Genomic DNA, 15,251 nt, shown 5'->3' on the forward strand with positions numbered 1-15,251 from the left:
TTCAAAAAAATCGTAGCCTGCTGCAAGTCCTACACGTATTTCAGAATGCTCTGATATTGAGTCAGAGCTATCTGAATGCTGTACTTGAGCCTCGGTTTTGAGAGCTTTTGAGACAGCCATTATGAAAAAGGCCCCCGTCCTGAAGGGCAGGTTCGATCCGGTATTTGACCTGTTGGCGCAATCACCCCACAAGGAACGCCTCCCGGATTACCTGGCTCTGCTCAAGCCTCTGGATGATCTGGGGCGCTATCTTCCTTTTGATGAGTTGCGTTATCGCTGGGCGCCGGGGCTGGATTCGAACTTGTGCTGGGCCTTGGTCAAGAAGGCCAGGATTGCGCAATACTCCGCCCTGTTGCCATTGGGTGAGCCTGTCCAGTGCGGCAAGTTCGTGTGTACGCCGCTCGCGCAAAAGGCCATTTCGGCCGTCGACCGCCAAGCCACGACCGCGGCGCTGGAGTACATGACCAGTCAGATTGGCGAACACGCGCACTTCAGCTATCTACTCAACGATCTGATCGAAGACGAAGCCATCAGCAGTAGCCAATTGGAAGGGGCGGCAACCACCACCCGCGTGGCCAAGGACATGCTTAAACGCAAGCGCCTGCCGCGTACGCCGGATGAGCGAATGGTCATCGGCAACTACAAGATGATGAATTTTGCCTGGGAAAAACGCGATGAGCCCTTGAGCTAAGCATTGATCGCGGCAATCCATCGGGTAGGGGTCGAAGGGATCAATGACGAGCAATACTCGCCGGGGACGTTCAGGAAAAACGATGAAGTTGTGGTGCAGGATGGCGAGGGCAATACGGTTCATACGCCGCCTCCTGCTGCGGGGCTTGCCTCTCGCTTGGAGGTGCTTTCGAGTTGGATCAACCAATCCCACAACGCCCCCACTCACCCGGACTACATTCATCCTTTGATCAAAGCCATCGCACTGCATTTCGCCTTGGGTTATGAGCATCCTTTTCGCGATGGCAACGGCCGAGTCGCTCGGGCTCTGTTTTATTGGTTCATGTTCAAGAATGATTTTTCAGCCTTTCGCTACATAGCCATCAGCATCTTGCTGCGCAATGCACCGGTGAAATACGGGCGCTCGTATCTGCACACCGAAGCTGACGATCTGGACCTGACTTACTTTATCGATTTCCAGTGTTCAGTCATCTTGCGAGCCGTCACTGGTTTTACCGAGGCCTATCGAAAAAGTCTGGCGTACACCGCGGATTTTGATCGATGGCTGATGGCGTCAGGTTTATTTGACCAGTTCACCGAAAAGCAACGAGCCGTCTACCAAGTGGCCAAAAGTGGCATGGCCAAAGAGTTTACGGCGGTCAATGTGAAGGAGAATCTGGACTGCTCTTACAACACCGCCTCGGCCACCCTGAACGGGCTGGTCGAGTTGAAGGTGTTCGAGAAGCGCAAGATGGGGCGAGAGTGGGTGTTCTTCCTGCGCGCTGTCCCGTAGGAGCTCGGACGATCTTTTGATCTTCGCGTCTAAAAACAAGATCAAAAGATCGTCCGAATGCGGCCCAAACCTTCGGCAGCTCCTACAGGTGCGGCGTTACTTATTCGTCTGTTTTGCTGACAAGGTTATCCGCCTCATCCACCTGATATGGCACATGCGCCTCCACGCCATCCTTGCCCGTACGCGCCACGACATTCTTGTAGCGCTTGCCGTTCCAGCATCGAAAAATCAGCGTCGCGTTCTCGCCGCCGGTCAGGGTCGAACCCAGGCTGCCAATCAGTTTGCTGCGGGCACCGCCCACCAGGATGCTGTTTTTGCCCGCGGTCAAAACGCTTTTATCGTCGCCCATCAACGTACAGTCATCACCCGCCGTCAGCTTGGCGCGGTCGCCGGCGATTTGGGTGCTGTCCTTACCAACGATCAATTTACTGCGATCGCCGGCGGTTTGTGAACTGTCCTTGCCCGCGGTTTCGGTACTGCCGTAACCGGCGGTGAGGGTGCTTAGCGGCGCTGAGAGGGCTGTCCCATTATCGGCAAGCGGCGGTGCGGGGCTGTTCTATACAGCAGCGTTTTGCGGCATTATCGACGGTACGCGATCCATGTTCGGCCTCCAGTGAGCAGGTTGCGTACCCCTTAATCTGATGGACTACTTTAAGGCCCCCGCCATGACCACTGCACTGCTGATCATCGACGTCCAACACGCCTTGTGCACCGGCGAGTACGAATGCTTCGACATCAAACGCGTTATCGAGAACATCAACAGCCTGAGCACCAAGGCCAGAGAAGCCGGGATTCCGGTAATCCTGATCCAGCACGAAGCAAAGGATGATCTGCTGCAACACGGCTCCCCGGGTTGGCAACTGGCCGAAAGCCTGGAGACTTCGCCGCAAGACCTGCGTGTGCGCAAAACCACGCGGGATTCGTTCTACCAGACTCATCTACAAGCATTGCTGCATGAGCAGGGCACTGATCGACTGATCATCTGCGGCTTGCAAACCGACTATTGCGTCAACGCCACCGTCCGCCAGGCCCTCAACCTGGGCTATGACGTTGTGCTCGTCGCCGATGCGCATTCCACCGTCGACAACGGTAATCTTTCGGCCGAAGACATCATCGCCGAGCACAACGCAGACCTGGCGCATTTGACGGGTCCCGTGGCACGGATCGACGTCCTGCCCACCGCCAAAATCCACCTCTAAAACCATTCCAGAATTTTCCGTCGAGCGAGCTTCCCTGTGGCGAGCGAGCTTGCTCGCGCTGGGCTGCGCAGCAGCCCCCCCCAAAAAAACTCAAGTCGCAAACAACAACCCGCCTATCGCCCCAACCCTCTGCGGCACCACACCGCCCAACACCAACCGGGTAATCGTCGCCGCCGCCTGTGAATAATCCGCATCCTCCGGCACCTGCCGACCAGTGATATGCGCCATCTGCCAACCCAGATTGGTATACGTGCGCGTCGCCGACCAGATAAACAACATCAAATGCTCCGGATCCACCGGCGCCAGCAGCCCGCGCTCGATCCAGCTGCGCAGGCACTCGACATTGCGCTGAGCCTCGGCATACAACAAATCCCGACACTCCTCAGGCAACTGCCGACCGCCGAGCAACAACTCACCGCTGAACACCTTGGCAATGTGCGGATGCTCCCGCGCGATTCGTATCCGCGCCGCGATGTAAGCCTGCAACCCCACCATCGGATCATCGCTCTCGCGCAATACCGCCGAGGCCTCCAGCAACGGCTCGACAAACCCGAGCAGCACCTTGGCGTAGAGGTTCTCCTTGCTCTGGAAGTAGTAATAAAGATTCGCCTTCGGCAGCCCCGCGCGCAGCGCGATGTCCAGGGTCTGGGTGGCGTCGAAGCCTTTGGCGGCAAACTCTTCGCTGGCGGCGGCCAGGATCAGCCGCTGATTGCGTTGGCGGATGCTGGTCATGGAGAAGGAACGAAAGACAGGGGCATGAGAAGGACTTGGGGGGATTCGGGTTCGTAATATACAAAACTATACAGCGAATGAGCCAGATGCGACCGTGCGAATCGTCTGATTCCCACAGCAAGGATGTTGCCACGCAAAGTGCGAATTTACGGCGAACCGAAAATCTCGATCAACTCGCTCAGGAAGGCACTCACCAAATCCCGCTGCCGGGCAGAGTGTCGTACTGCCGCGTGAAAGCCGACCTCATAGCGTAGAAGCTCAGGATTGAGCGGATGCAACTGCCCCAATTGTTCATGCTTCGCCGCATAGTGCTGCGGCAGAAACCCCAAGTGTTGGCCCGACAGAATCAGCAGCGCGGCGCCGTCCATGCTGTCGGTGAGCACCGTCAAACGTTCAATTGAGGCCGGTGCCGGCATTTCCGGCAAAGGATGGCTGGGCCATACCCAGTCATGCCCGGCGACTTCCTCTCTGGTCAACTCGCCTACGTGTTCGAACAGCGGGTGAGTGGGCGCGCAATAAGCGATTTGGGTTTCCTGGAACAGCGGGAAGTAGTCGATGTTGGGCAAGCGGTGCCAGAAGTAACCGATCGCCAGATCGATATGGCTGTTGATGATTTTCTCTTCCAGCAGCGATGACGACAGCTCGGTGAAGTGGAAATACAGGCCCTCATGCCGAGAGCGTAAACGGGCGATGGCCAGGGCGATTTTCTTATTGGCAACAGGATCGATTTGACCGAGCAGGCCAATGTTGATGTTGCCCGACACCTTTCGGTTGATGTGCTGGACTTCAACCCGGAAACCTTCGGCGGCGGCCAGTAATCGGCGGGCCGCCTCGACAAACTGACCGCCCTTGGGCGTCACCGAAAACCCGCCACGGCCACGCTCGCAAAGACGAAATCCCACTCGCGCTTCCAGCGTTGCCAATTGCGCGCTGATCGTGGGTTGCGTGGTGTTGAGCGCCGTTTGTGCGGCTGAAATGCCGCCCGCTTCAACAACGGTCAAAAATACCCGGATCAGGCGTAGATCCAACTCCGATACAGATCCCAGCATGGAGACTCCCGAGAGTGGTTCACATAGATAAACGTCTATGTGAACAGTTTGCCTGCAATATTTTATAGCCCCGACCAACGCCCTACATTGCAATGAAATCAGCGTCATCGTTAGCTTTTTCTGGAGCTTCACCTGATCTGGACGTCGAACTGACTGCTTCACCCACAAAAAAAACAATTAACCGCATAGGAACAATCGTATGTCAGGGTCCCCTCAAACTGCGCACGCCATCGAGGCGAGTAGCGGGTTGGCCATCGAAGGCCACTCGATCGATTACATTCCGGAAAACGAACGTCACGCCAAACTCAGCAGCCAGGGACCTTTCTGGTTTCTGGGCAACTTCCACTTCTTCACCATTTCCATCGGGTTTGTCGGCCCAAGCCTGGGCTTGTCGGCGCTGTGGACCCTGATTGCCGGCGCACTGGGCATCATGTTCGGCACCATTTTCATGGCGTTTCATGGCTCACAAGGTCCGGAAATGGGCCTTCCGCAAATGATCCAGTCCCGTGCCCAATTTGGCTATCGCGGGGTGATCCTGGCGTTGATGGCGACAATGTTTGTGTTTGTCGGCTTCAACGTGGTGAACATCTCGCTGATCATGAACGGCCTCGAACACGTCTTCGGTCTGGACCCGACCATCGTCGCGGTTGTGGTTGTGTTGATCGGCGCGCTGCTGTCGATCTACGGCCATGACCTGATGCACAAGGCATTCAAGTGGGCGCTGTTGGTCACGTTGCCACTGTACGCACTGGTCACGATCGCGTTGATGTTCGGCGCCGGTCAGCAGGGCGTCACACCCGCCGCCGGCCTGGGCTTCAACTGGGTCGCCTTCGCCACCCTGTTTGCGATTGGCGCGAGCTACAACATTTCCTATGCACCTTATGTGTCCGACTATTCTCGCTACCTGCCCAAAAACACCAGCCGACCGAAACTGATCGCGGCGGTCTTCATCGGTGCCTCGTTGTCGGGCGGCTGGATGATCGGCCTCGGTGCCTGGCTTGCACAGCAGTTGAAAGCCGTGGATGCATTGGTGGCACTGAATCAGGTTGGCTCTTCGATGATTCCGGGTCTGGGCAATGTGTTGGTGATGGTCTCCGTGGCGGGATTTTTGCCGATCATCGCGCTCAACACCTATAGCGCCATGCTGACCTTGTTGACGGGGGTCGATTCGATCAAAAAGATCACCCCGACACCCCGCGCCCGGGTGATGTCGATCACCACCATCAGCGTCATTCTGTTGACCTGCGTGTTGGCGATCAAAGGCGATGGCATTGCCTTGCTGAACACTTTTCTGGTGTTGCTCCTGTACTTCCTCGTGCCATGGACCGCGGTCAATCTGGTGGACTATTTCTTCGTCCGCAAAGGCCGCTACGCGATCCCGCATTTCTTCACCCCCAAAGGCATTTACGGCGCCTGGCAGTTTCGCGGCATCGTCTCGTACCTGATCGGCTTCGCCGCCATGGTGCCGTTCTTCTACATCTTTGATGCCGCCGCCAACAAAGAAGTGTTCGTCGGGCCGCTGGCGCGGATGCTGGAGGGCGTGGACATCGCCTGGCTGGTGGGATTGGTGGTGTCGGGCCTGACGTATTACATCCTCAGCCGTTCGATAGACCTTGAGTACGAACGCCGGATCATCGATTCGATTACCGAGAGCGACATCGTCGCTATGGCCCATCATTCTGTGGAGGAGGGACGTTGAACACTGCAAAACAGACCGTGGTTGCCTGCTGCCAATTGGCACCGAAAATAGGCGACCTGGCGTTCAATCGGACGTTGACTGAACGAGCGATTCGTTCGGCGACGCTCCAGGGCGCACACGTGGTGGTCCTGCCAGAACTGGTGCAGAGCGGCTACCTGTTTGCCGACCATCGCGAAGCACTGTCCTTATCGGAAACTTCGGAAGGTCCGACTTTGCAACGCTGGGGGGCACTCGCCCGGGAGCTGAACATCGTCGTGGTGGGCGGGTTCTGCGAGCGACTGGCGGGCAATGAACTGGCCAACAGCGCCGCGATGATCGACGCTCAGGGCCTGCGCGCCGTATACCGCAAGGCGCACCTCTGGGACGCCGAGCGAGAAATTTTCACCGCCGGCACCGCCGCGCCGCCAGTAGTCGAAACCGTCCACGGACGCATCGGCATGCTGATTTGCTACGACCTGGAGTTCCCCGAATGGGTGCGACTCCCGGCACTGGCCGGCGCAGACTTGCTCTGCGCCCCGGTCAACTGGCCCGACGGCCCGAGGCCGCTGACCGAGCGCCCCGCAGAAGTCGTACGGGTCCAGGCTAATGCGTCGGTCAACCGAATGTTCGTCGCCGCCTGTGACCGACATGGCCACGAGCGCGGCGTCAGCTGGGTGCAGGGTTCAGTCATCGTCGATGCCGATGGTTACCCCTTGGCGGGGCCGGCGGAGCAGGGTGGCGAACAGATTTTGCTGGCGACACTGAACCTGGTCGAGGCGCGGAATAAGCGGATCAGTGAGCGCAATGACCTGCATCGGGATCGGCGGCCATCGTTGTACGGGTGAGGCGTAGCGGGTAAAGAGCGAGGTACTTGGGCTGGAGAACTGTTCAGGTTTTTCGGCCAATCGTCAGTGCTGCGGGTGCCCTAAGTGCGCACTGAAGCCTGAAGAAAGATCGGAAGGTCTGTTGCCGGTGGAGCAATGTCGAGGTGATACAACATGCCCGCGATGTTTCCGCGGTGATAGGTCGTGTGGTTGACCACGTGCAGGAAAATGTCTTCACGGGACATGGCGCCAAGGCCGCCACCGATGAACTGAAACTCGATCACTTCACTTAACTGGGCCGGGGACAGCGAATCCGCATAGTCGACATACCAACTGTCTATCTCGCGTTGAGCGGCGACAAGGTCCCGGATAGAGGGATGGTCGGATGGGTTGCGCGTGGTAAGACCATGAGGCTCGCCAAGCAAGTGGCACTTCCACACAAAATCCATGGAGTACGAATGATTGAGCGTTCGGATGATATTGCCGAAAAAGCTCGGGTCTGGAGCAGTCAGCTGAGATTCTGGAAGGCTTTCCAGCACGGATAAAAAAGTGTCGTCCGCCCATGCCTTGTAGCGTGTGAGAGTGTGTACCGAGTTCACAATATTTCCTTATTGAGTCAAACCGGATGGAACAGCGTAGGTCTCAGGCGCCAACAGTCCTGGTTGCTGATTATTTTGGGGCACCCATCACAATGCGTGTGATCGACGTGAAGGTTCAGTGCGATGCAGATACACAGCAAAAGTATCCCACGGCAGTTCAAGAGACAGTTGCTTCATGATTTGACCCACTTCACCGCGGTGGTAACCGGCATGCGTGACGACATGGGTCAGCATCTCTTCACGCGACATATAGCCGGCGTCTCCATCGGTAAACACGAAAGGCACGGATTCGGACAACAGTTGTGGGGTCACTTCCTCTACGTACTCGAGGTACCACCGATCGGAGGCTGCTACAGCGACGCGCAGATCAGTCAGTGAAGGTGTCTGCGGTGTGTTGTCTGTGGAAAATCCGTGTGGCTTGCCAACCAGATGCGCAGCAAATATCTGGCTGACGACATGGGCGTGATTGATCAACCGTAATGCACTGTGGAACTCTTCTTTGTGGCGTTCGGGATCAAAGCCTTCCATCTTGTTTAACAACTCGCTGTTGGCCCATGCCTGATAGCCGAACAGTGTACGAAGTAAGGGTGATGCGCTCATGATCCGTGACCCCTTTTGACGTTCTAGAATGTGAGTACTGTGTTTATATTTTGATTCCAGGGAGCGATTTTTGACTACTCGCATTTCATCAACGTATTCCCGGATGCGAAAGGAGCCACGCCAGGCGCGTTCTCGTGCCACGGTCGATTCCATTGTTCAGGCCGGTGCTCGCGTTTTGAGCGACCGGGGTTGGGCGGGTTTCAATACCAACGACGTCGCGGAGGCGGCTGGCGTGAGTATTGGATCGCTCTATCAGTACTTTCCAGACAAGCAAGCGTTGATCGAAGCCATTCGGCAACGTCACCTTGATGATGTTCTAGCGGTCATACGCGCCGTGGGTACCGGTGAAAAGCATCCCAGGCAACTAGTGGGCGATCTGGTCGACGGTATGATTGCGGCACACAGCATTCAGCCAGAACTTCATCGAGTCCTGCTTGATATTGCCCCGCCGCATTCAAGTTCCATCTCCGCTCATAGCGTGTTCGAAGCGCAATATCTGGCGCGATATAGAACCGTTGTAGAGGCTTTTCCGGGCTCACGAGGCCACGCGGCGAACTCAATGGTGGCGCAAGTGCTCTCCGCCGCCGTGGAAGGGGTCATTCATAGCGCAGCCAGAAGCGGGACGTTGAAATCCAAGGAGCTGAAAGAAGAGCTTGTGCACTTGGTCTGTTCGTATTTAGGTTAGGGCCTGCCACGTAATCAACAGGATAAGAACAAATGGGGGAGGGTAACGAAGTCGGTGCCACGGCCACGCTCAATGCATTCAATCGCTGCGTGCTGCACCTCGGTCGTCTTGCCCGGGAGCGCGGCGCTTCTCAATTCATCGAAGGTGGTTTGCAGGCATTCAGCGAACTGGTGCCGTTCGCATCCGCCTGGTGGGGCGAGATGTCAGCGTTAGACGCCGATGCACCGCCGAAAAGCTGGATGCACGGGCGGATCAATCTGCCGGAATCGTTTGCCGTCGAATGGCACCAGGGCGCGGACAATGACGGTTTTTCCCATAACACGTTGAGCCAGCCCGGTAAGGTCGTTCGCGAAAGCGGGTTCGACGATCTCGATGAGGTGGTGGGCTCGTTTGCGCGGCGTCATGATCTTTTCCACGCGATGTGCATCACCTTCGAATTGCCCGAAAGCGGCTTGATGTTTTTCGTCTGTCTCTACCGTGGCATCGATGCACCGGGGTTCAGCGACGTCGAGGCCGATTTGTTTTCGGCGTTCTGCGATCACCTGTTGCAGCTCTGGCGATTCCAGGTGCAAGACATGATCCGCTTCGACACCGGCAGTGGTGCAACCGATTTCGGCGTGGCGCGCATGGACGGCAGTTTGCTGTACGTCGGGGCGAGTGTGTGTGCGGCGATTCAGCGTGAGTTGCCGGGGTGGGGCGGCTCAGTTCTGCCGTTTGAGCTGACATCGCAATTGCCAAAAGCACCGTGCGTGATTCGCCTCGGTCGCTGCGCGCTGACCCTGACTCCCAACGCAGAGCATGTGATTCTGTCCCTTGAAGCCCAGTCGCGCGGGGCGGTGTTGGCACCACGGGAACGCACGGCTGCGCTGTTGTTCGCCGCCGGTCATTCCTACAAAGAAATCGCCAAAATCCTTGGGCTAAGCCCGGCCACCGTGCGCACTTATCTGCGCAACTGCTACTTGCAGCTTGGGGTGAAGAGCAAGGTGGAGTTGGGTTCTGTCTTGCGTTCGCCGACGTCGTTTTCCCAAGATACCCGGCGCACTTCCCACTAATTACCTGACCCTCCTCATTTGCGGAGGTCCGAACCTCGACGGCGCTCTATAGGCTAGGCCCTGCCTGCCACGGGCGTGCACAGCCGTCGGTTCGGGCACTTCAAAAACTATAAGAACAGAGGTGGGTCAGTTGAAATTTTCCAGGCTTTTTATCGCGGTTGCCGCGGCGACGGCGTTTTCTGGTGTGGCGTTGGTGGGGTGTCAGACGCAGGGTTCGACCGGCGCCGACATGGTCATGCGCAACGGCTATGTCTACACCGTCGATGGCAAGAATTCGGTGCAGCAGGCGATTGCCGTGACGGGCGGCAAGATCGTTTACGTCGGCAGCGATGAAGGCGTTTCCTCGTACATTGGCAAACAGACCCAACTGGTCGATCTGGCCGGGCGCATGTTGATGCCAGGCTTCATCGACGCGCACATGCACCCCGGTGACGGTGGCCGCGCCATGACTTTGTGCGACCTGAAATACCAGACCATGACCCGCAAGGTGTTCCAGGAAACCATTCAGGCCTGCCTTGATGCCGAGAAGGACAAGGGGCCGGATGTGTGGCTCGAAGTCGGCAGTTGGGATCGCATGGGCATGGACGGCCTCGACGGCGACCCGGACAAATCGACCCTCGACGCACTCAAGACCAAACGGCCGATTCAGGTGCGTTCCACCGATTTCCATACCGTGCTGGTCAACTCCCGGGGCCTCGAAGTCGCCGGCATCAACAAGCAAACGCCCAACCCGGGTGACGGCAAATACGCGCGTGACAACGCCGGCAACCCAACCGGTATCTGCGAAGACGGTGCTGCCGAAAGCATGGCCGCTGTGGTACCGCCGGCCACCGATGCACAGAAGCTGATCCAGATTCGCGCGGCACTCGACGCCATGCGCCAGCAGGGCATCACCAGTTTCTTCGACGCCTTGTCGGGGCCGGAGAATGGCAAAGCCTTCACCAGCCTGCAGCAGTCCGGCGAACTGACCGCTCGGGCCTTGCTGGCGATCAAACTGGACCCGGCCGCCGCTGCGGCAGACCCGGCGAAAACCATCGCCGAAGCCAAGGCACTGGCCAGCACCTACGACCAAGGCGAAGCCAAAGTCGCGCCGGGCGTGAGCATGCGCCACGTCAAATTGTTCATGGACGGCATCATCAATGCGCCGGCAGATACAGGCGCGATGTTGACGCCGTACCTGCACAACGCGGGCACCGCCAAGGCGCCGAAGTGGGGGCCGGGCAAGAATGTCGGCGAGTTGTACTTCCCGCCGGCAGTGCTCGATGCGCTATTGCTGAAAGCTGTTCAGGCCGGTTTCGACCCGCACCTTCACGCCACCGGCGACCGCGCGGTGCGTGATTCGTTGAACGGCATTGAGTACGTGCGTCAGCAACTGCCGGGCAATGCTTTCCGTCCTGCCATCGCCCACGCCGAGTCGGTGGACCCTGGTGACTATGCGCGCTTCAAGGCGTTGGACGTGACGGCCACCATGTCCTTTCAGTGGGCCCAACAGGCGCCGTCCACCGTCGATGGCACCAGCGAACATCTTGGTGCCGAGCGTTTTTCCCGTATGGAACCGTCGGGCAGCATCGCCCGTGCCGGTGGCCGCATTGCGTATGGCAGCGACTGGCCGGTGGACCCGCTCGACGAATTTCTCGCGCTGAAAGTCGGCGTCACCCGCTCCGGCGATCCGCTGAACCCGCACAGCTACGGCGCCGAGTACGCGGGCCGGCTGAATGCCGATCCGGCGCTGTCCCGTGCTGAAGTGCTGCGCAGCATCACCCTCAACGCCGCCGAGCAATTGAAGCTGGACGCGGTGGTCGGCTCGGTCGAGGTCGGCAAGTTTGCGGATCTGATCGTGCTGGACAAGAACTTCATGCAGGTCCCCGAGGCTGAACTGGCGCGTAATAACGTGGTGCTGACGATGGTCGGCGGCAAAGTCGTGTGGGCCAAGGCACCGTTCGTTGGTCTGGATCGGCAACCGGTTCCCGTCGCCGTTTTGAACGCTGAATAACAAAAATAAAAGAGCGCATCGCAATGACCCAACAACGAAGTCCCCTGATCGAAACACGTTCGATCGATTACATCCCCGAGGCCGAGCGCCACGGCAGCCTCTACAGCCAGTTCACCCTGTGGCTCGGCGCCAACCTGCAAATCACCGCCATCGTCACCGGCGCACTGGCGGTGGTGCTGGGCGGTGATGTGTTCTGGTCGCTGATTGGCTTGCTGATCGGCCAGTTGCTTGGCGGCACCGTCGTCGCCCTGCATGCCGCGCAAGGACCGAAGCTTGGGCTGCCGCAGATGATCTCCAGTCGGGTGCAGTTCGGCGTCTACGGCGCGGCGATCCCGATTGTGCTGGTGTGCCTGATGTACCTCGGTTTTAGCGCTACCGGCGCAGTGTTGTCGGGGCAGGCGATTGCGCAGTTGATCAGCGTCAGCGACAGCACCGGCATCCTGATTTTCGCCGCGTGCATCGCGTTTCTGACGATCTTCGGTTACCGGGTTATCCATGTGGTCGGCAGGGTGGCCAGCGTGCTGGGCATCATCGCCTTCGCCTACCTGTTTACCCGGTTGATGACCCTCAACGACATCGGCCTGTTGCTGGAAAATCGCCACTTCGGTTGGAGTACTTTCCTGCTGGCGGTGTCGCTCTCGGCGTCCTGGCAGATCGCGTTTGGCCCTTATGTGGCCGACTACTCGCGCTACTTGCCGAGCAAGACTTCGTCCTGGAAAACCTTCGCCGCCGTTGGCCTGGGCACCGTGCTTGGCGCTCAGGCATCGATGGTGTTGGGGGTGTTTGCGGCCGCGTTGGCCGGGGCGAACTTTCGTGGTCACGAGGTGGCGACCATCGTCGGGTTGGGCAGTACCGGCGTGATCGCCTCGCTGCTGTACTTGAGCGTGGTGTTTGGCAAGGTCACGGTGTCGACGCTCAATGCTTATGGCAGCTTCATGTGCGTGGCCACGATTATCAGCGGCTTTCGCAGTCGTCTGGAAATCACCGCCAGGCAGCGCATGGTGTTTGTGCTGCTAATCGTCGCCGCGTCGACCACGCTCGCTTTGCTGGGGCAGTACTCGTTTTTGAACACGTTCAAGTACTTCATCCTGTTTCTGTTGACGTTCTTCACGCCGTGGAGCGCGATCAACCTGGTGGATTACTACTTCATCAACAAGGAGCGCTATGACATCCCGGCGTTGTCCGACCCGGCGGGGCGTTATGGCCGCTGGAACGGGCGCGGGATCAGCGTCTATGTCATTGGGGTGTTGATCCAGTTGCCTTTTGTCGACACGCATTTCTACTCCGGGCCAATGGTTGCACAGCTCGGTGGTGTCGATGTTTCGTGGATCGTGGGGTTGGTGGTGCCGGGGATTCTTTATTACTGGCTGACCAGGACGTCGGCGTTGGCGGTGGGTTTGGAGCAGCAATCGAAGGCGTGAAGGACGCGAAAGCGTGTTGAGCGCTTACACTCCCTGTGGTGAGGGGGCTTGCTGAGGGGAAGGGGCTTTCTGTGGCGAGGGAGCTTGCTCCCGTTGGACTGCGCAGCAGTCCCCTTCTTTTTCGGAAAGAGCGGGGCCGCTTCGCACCCCAGCGCGAGCAAGCTCGCTCGCCACAGGATAGTATTCGAGCCCGTGAGTTCGATGCCTTCTTTCAATCTGTATGGAGACAGTCACCATGGCAATCCACGCCCAACGCGCCGACGCCAGCCACCTCGACCCAGTCGCGCAGTTGTTCGACGCCTACCGGGGTTTCTACGGTCAGCCCTCAAACTTGCCGCAATCCCGAGACTTCATCGCCGAGCGCATCGCCAAGGGTGAATCCGCGATTTTCCTGGCCCTGGACGCCGACGGTGAAGCACTGGGTTTTGTCCAGTTGTACCCGACGTTTTCTTCCATCGAGGCCCATCGCGCATGGTTGCTCAGTGACCTGTTCACCACGCCCGCCGCACGGGGCCGCGGGGTAGGGACGTTGCTGATGAACACCGCCCGCAGTTTTGCGCTGTCGACGGGTGCGAAGGGGCTGATATTGGAAACAGCGACCGACAATTACGGCGCGCAACGATTGTATGAGTCGGTGGGTTATGTGCGGGATGAGGGTTACTACACCTACTTGCTCGATTTGAAGCAGGGTTGATTGCGTCAGCTCAACAGCCGCTCGATCTGCGCCAACTCCCAGGTACTCAGCAAACTCAACGGGTCGGTGCCAAAGCGCCAGGCCTCTAGCGTTCCTTCGCGACCGTCAGGGCTTAGGCAGTGTTGGCAGTGGTGCAAGCGCTTGCCGTCGAAGTCCAGAGTCAGGCGCCAGCCTTCGATATTGACGCTTACCTGTCCGGGTTCGCACGGTTCCTGGATGCGCCGTAACGGGCGGACTTCCAGGGCGGCGTCTCGCAGGATTTGGCAGACTTCGCGGGCGGTGAGGGCGGGCATCGGGTTTTGGCTCTGCAAGCTCATTCTCATTGTTGGGATCACTTCGCAGCAGTGTAGCGAGAGAGGCAAGCTCCCTCGCTACCGGATTGCGTGACTACTTAGGCACCTCAAGGTTATCCAGCATCCGATTCACCGCCAGTTCACCGAGCATGATGACCTGTTGCAGCGCCAGCATGGTGTTGCGCTGGCCGCCTTGCATCTGCGCGGCGAAATCACTGGCCATGACACTGGCCGACGCCATCGATTCGCAGGCATTGGTCAGCAGGGTTTCGTTATCGACACCCGCCGTGATGGTGAAGATGGTGCTGGGTTTGCGTGGGGTTTCTTTGAGGGCTGATGGGTTGAGGTAGTAATTGAGTGCCCGGTCGGCGGCCTCTTTTGGCTTCTTGGGATCGAGGGCAGGGTCGTGCGGGATCGGATCAGTGTCCGGTGGATTAGGCGTAATTTTATACATTGGCTCAAACCTCTACATGAGTGAGGCTGCAACCATTTCGCTACTAATACGAAAGGGAGGCAGCTGTGCACAGGTTAGTAGACCGATGAGCCAAGAAATCGGCGCGCCCGAGGGCGCCCTGCGCACAGCCACCATCAAGTGCAGGAATGGATACCTGACTGATAGAGACATATGCGACTTGACTGCGACGGGCTACTAAACCCGATCACTGGCAATCAGTGATGCGAACCAAGTTACCGGCGACACCCAAGACGCACAAGCCGGCGGATTCTGGCGTACCTGTAGGCAACGGCGCAAGGCGTTGTAGCCTTTGGGACGTAACACTGAGTGTCTTTAAACGCATGGCAAAAAAGCCGTTTAACGTCCAAATAGAAATGAGGAAATATCTGGCAGATGCACAGATCCCTTGTGGGAGCGGGCTTGCTCGCGAAGAGGCCGTGTCAGTCGACAGTGCTGGTGCCTGACCCACCGCATTCGCGAGCAAGCCCGCTCCCACATTTGATCTGTGTCGTTCAC

Annotated in this window: 15 protein-coding genes and 1 pseudogene; 9 read left to right on the plus strand and 7 right to left on the minus strand. The window is 58.2% G+C overall.

Annotated features, from left to right (window positions below; all coding sequences use genetic code 11):
* Positions 1-121 precede the first annotated feature (121 nt).
* Positions 122-1,462 (plus strand): annotated as a pseudogene (locus tag AC1MEW_RS15345) (Fic family protein).
* 100 nt (positions 1,463-1,562) lie between these two features.
* On the opposite strand, the gene AC1MEW_RS15350 reads toward AC1MEW_RS15345, so the two are convergent.
* Positions 1,563-1,886 carry a YdhT family protein gene (locus AC1MEW_RS15350; RefSeq protein ID WP_322268992.1) on the minus strand — a complete coding sequence of 108 codons (324 nt, stop codon included), beginning with the start codon at positions 1,884-1,886 and terminating at the stop codon, positions 1,563-1,565.
* A gap of 241 nt (positions 1,887-2,127) precedes the next feature.
* Between AC1MEW_RS15350 and AC1MEW_RS15355 the strand changes: the two genes are divergently transcribed.
* A complete protein-coding gene (locus AC1MEW_RS15355) occupies positions 2,128-2,661 on the plus strand; it encodes a cysteine hydrolase family protein (RefSeq protein WP_201257211.1) in 534 nt (177 codons plus the stop codon).
* A gap of 90 nt (positions 2,662-2,751) precedes the next feature.
* Here the strand turns inward: AC1MEW_RS15355 and AC1MEW_RS15360 are convergent, their stop codons facing one another.
* Both AC1MEW_RS15360 and AC1MEW_RS15365 read right to left on the minus strand, forming a co-directional pair.
* The gene (locus tag AC1MEW_RS15360; RefSeq protein WP_201257210.1) at positions 2,752-3,393 is read right to left on the minus strand and encodes a TetR/AcrR family transcriptional regulator; all 642 of its coding nucleotides are present in this window, start codon (positions 3,391-3,393) and stop codon (positions 2,752-2,754) included.
* 146 nt (positions 3,394-3,539) lie between these two features.
* The gene (locus tag AC1MEW_RS15365) at positions 3,540-4,442 is read right to left on the minus strand and encodes a LysR family transcriptional regulator (RefSeq protein WP_201257209.1); all 903 of its coding nucleotides are present in this window, start codon (positions 4,440-4,442) and stop codon (positions 3,540-3,542) included.
* A gap of 199 nt (positions 4,443-4,641) precedes the next feature.
* Between AC1MEW_RS15365 and AC1MEW_RS15370 the strand changes: the two genes are divergently transcribed.
* Positions 4,642-6,141, plus strand: coding sequence for a purine-cytosine permease family protein (locus AC1MEW_RS15370; RefSeq protein ID WP_201257208.1), 1,500 nt, complete (start codon positions 4,642-4,644; stop codon positions 6,139-6,141).
* A complete protein-coding gene (locus AC1MEW_RS15375; RefSeq protein WP_480426808.1) occupies positions 6,138-6,965 on the plus strand; it encodes a nitrilase-related carbon-nitrogen hydrolase in 828 nt (275 codons plus the stop codon). Before AC1MEW_RS15370 ends, AC1MEW_RS15375 begins: the two co-directional genes overlap by 4 nt.
* Positions 6,966-7,045: 80 nt before the next feature.
* On the opposite strand, the gene AC1MEW_RS15380 is transcribed toward AC1MEW_RS15375, so the two are convergent.
* Together AC1MEW_RS15380 and AC1MEW_RS15385 are read right to left on the minus strand one after the other, a co-directional pair.
* Positions 7,046-7,543, minus strand: coding sequence for a DinB family protein (locus AC1MEW_RS15380; protein ID WP_480426811.1), 498 nt, complete (start codon positions 7,541-7,543; stop codon positions 7,046-7,048).
* 87 nt (positions 7,544-7,630) lie between these two features.
* Complete coding sequence (locus AC1MEW_RS15385; protein ID WP_322268989.1) at positions 7,631-8,143, minus strand: DinB family protein; 513 nt, start codon at positions 8,141-8,143, stop codon at positions 7,631-7,633.
* A gap of 70 nt (positions 8,144-8,213) precedes the next feature.
* On the opposite strand from AC1MEW_RS15385, the gene AC1MEW_RS15390 reads away from it, so the two are divergent.
* From AC1MEW_RS15390 to AC1MEW_RS15410, 5 genes are all read left to right on the plus strand, one after another.
* Positions 8,214-8,828, plus strand: a complete 615-nt coding sequence (locus AC1MEW_RS15390) for a TetR/AcrR family transcriptional regulator (RefSeq protein ID WP_480426813.1) — start codon at positions 8,214-8,216, stop codon at positions 8,826-8,828.
* A gap of 32 nt (positions 8,829-8,860) precedes the next feature.
* Positions 8,861-9,880 (plus strand): helix-turn-helix transcriptional regulator, encoded by a 1,020-nt coding sequence (locus AC1MEW_RS15395; RefSeq protein ID WP_480426815.1) that lies wholly within the window; start codon positions 8,861-8,863, stop codon positions 9,878-9,880.
* 130 nt (positions 9,881-10,010) lie between these two features.
* On the plus strand, positions 10,011-11,873 hold the full coding sequence (locus AC1MEW_RS15400; protein WP_480426818.1) for an amidohydrolase: 1,863 nt from the start codon (positions 10,011-10,013) through the stop codon (positions 11,871-11,873).
* 23 nt (positions 11,874-11,896) lie between these two features.
* Entirely contained in the window at positions 11,897-13,294 is a 1,398-nt protein-coding gene (locus tag AC1MEW_RS15405) for a purine-cytosine permease family protein (protein ID WP_480426821.1), read from the plus strand.
* A 235-nt stretch (positions 13,295-13,529) separates the two neighbouring features.
* The gene (locus tag AC1MEW_RS15410) at positions 13,530-13,988 is read left to right on the plus strand and encodes a GNAT family N-acetyltransferase (RefSeq protein WP_322268981.1); all 459 of its coding nucleotides are present in this window, start codon (positions 13,530-13,532) and stop codon (positions 13,986-13,988) included.
* Positions 13,989-13,993: 5 nt separating this feature from the next.
* Here AC1MEW_RS15410 and AC1MEW_RS15415 read toward each other — a convergent pair whose 3' ends face one another.
* On the minus strand, positions 13,994-14,281 hold the full coding sequence (locus tag AC1MEW_RS15415; protein ID WP_322270924.1) for a DUF7693 family protein: 288 nt from the start codon (positions 14,279-14,281) through the stop codon (positions 13,994-13,996).
* A 94-nt stretch (positions 14,282-14,375) separates the two neighbouring features.
* Complete coding sequence (locus tag AC1MEW_RS15420) at positions 14,376-14,735, minus strand: DUF6124 family protein (protein WP_480426823.1); 360 nt, start codon at positions 14,733-14,735, stop codon at positions 14,376-14,378.
* Positions 14,736-15,251 lie beyond the last annotated feature (516 nt).

This window comes from Pseudomonas sp. ASL4, from assembly GCF_056680395.1.

Coding starts and splice junctions, on each gene's coding strand:
- AC1MEW_RS15355 (WP_201257211.1), top strand. CDS start 2,128: ATGACCACTGCACTGCTGATCATCGACGTCCAACACGCCTTGTGCACC.
- AC1MEW_RS15360 (WP_201257210.1), bottom strand. CDS start 3,393: ATGACCAGCATCCGCCAACGCAATCAGCGGCTGATCCTGGCCGCCGCC.
- AC1MEW_RS15365 (WP_201257209.1), bottom strand. CDS start 4,442: ATGCTGGGATCTGTATCGGAGTTGGATCTACGCCTGATCCGGGTATTT.
- AC1MEW_RS15370 (WP_201257208.1), top strand. CDS start 4,642: ATGTCAGGGTCCCCTCAAACTGCGCACGCCATCGAGGCGAGTAGCGGG.
- AC1MEW_RS15385 (WP_322268989.1), bottom strand. CDS start 8,143: ATGAGCGCATCACCCTTACTTCGTACACTGTTCGGCTATCAGGCATGG.
- AC1MEW_RS15395 (WP_480426815.1), top strand. CDS start 8,861: ATGGGGGAGGGTAACGAAGTCGGTGCCACGGCCACGCTCAATGCATTC.
- AC1MEW_RS15405 (WP_480426821.1), top strand. CDS start 11,897: ATGACCCAACAACGAAGTCCCCTGATCGAAACACGTTCGATCGATTAC.
- AC1MEW_RS15410 (WP_322268981.1), top strand. CDS start 13,530: ATGGCAATCCACGCCCAACGCGCCGACGCCAGCCACCTCGACCCAGTC.
- AC1MEW_RS15415 (WP_322270924.1), bottom strand. CDS start 14,281: ATGCCCGCCCTCACCGCCCGCGAAGTCTGCCAAATCCTGCGAGACGCC.
- AC1MEW_RS15420 (WP_480426823.1), bottom strand. CDS start 14,735: ATGTATAAAATTACGCCTAATCCACCGGACACTGATCCGATCCCGCAC.